Here is a 1,054-nt window from a genome sequence, read left to right on the forward strand (position 1 = left end):
ATATTACAAAGCAGGTGAAAAGCCAGGGTTCTTTTCTTGGGGCGATGAGCGCAAGTATAGCCACCGCATTGGCCAAGTAATCAGCCAAGCCATTGTTAAGTTATAAAAAGCTAAGTTATAAAAAATTTACAAGAAGTACAGCAAATAAAGGAGTAATAATGAGCGAAAATCAATTAGATCATGAAAAAATAAAAAAAGAAATGTTAGAAGAAAGAAAGCGCGAAGATCAAGATCGCGAAGACTGGATGCGTGCAAACCCAGAAGAAGTCGATAGGCGCTATTATGAGCACGTAGCAAAGTTTGTTGCTGAGGATGAAGAAAAAAGGCCAGAAAGAATTAGGAAGCTAGAAGAATGGAAACAACTTAACCCGAGAAAAAAACCACTTAATGCAAAAGATAAAAACATTCAACGATTAGCACTTGATGAAAGCTATGCTGAAAGAAGAGATCGAAAAAGTAAAGAAGAAAAAGATCCAGAAATAGAAAAAGCAGAGAGAACTAAGCAAAGAAATGACTCGATTTATCGGGCTAACTCCACTAAGTACAGAGAAAGGCTGCCAAGAGATTATTTGCATAAAGACAGTTATGAGGCGCGATTAAAAAAAGCCGAAGCACTCAATGGCTGCGGGTTTAAAACCCGTACGTTTAAAAGTAAGCGTTTTACTGATGAATATACAGCAAAGCTTTCATCCCCAGATAGTGGCTCAACGCTTGAGGGGCACTGGGTTCGCACTGATGGGCAACAACTTGCTATTTCATGGTTTGGAGGATGGTCAAACTTATTTACTATTCTTGGCTTTGGTTGTACGAGCCTGGCTTTATTGACTTTCTTATTTCATATTTTTGCGATTTTTATGAACGGGTTTGAATATTTCTGGGTGATGGCTTCAATCTATGTGACGCTCTTTGGTTTGGGTTTTTTCACTTTAAAACACCGCGCCATATTATCGCACCGAGATAAGTTTTATTTTAATCGCCATACCGGGCTTGTAAAAACCCCTCATACTTTGTTTAGAAAACCGTTTTATTTACCTTACGAAGACATTGTTTGTTT

1 pseudogene is annotated in these 1,054 nt (G+C 38.1%); it reads left to right on the forward strand.

From position 1 onward, the window contains the following. Positions 1-158: 158 nt before the first annotated feature. A pseudogene (locus H5186_RS22535) lies at positions 159-1,054 on the forward strand (hypothetical protein); the annotation flags it as partial.

It is taken from the genome of Pseudoalteromonas sp. SG41-2 (assembly GCF_014164535.1).
In the GTDB taxonomy this organism is placed as follows: Bacteria; Pseudomonadota; Gammaproteobacteria; order Enterobacterales; family Alteromonadaceae; genus Pseudoalteromonas; species Pseudoalteromonas rhizosphaerae.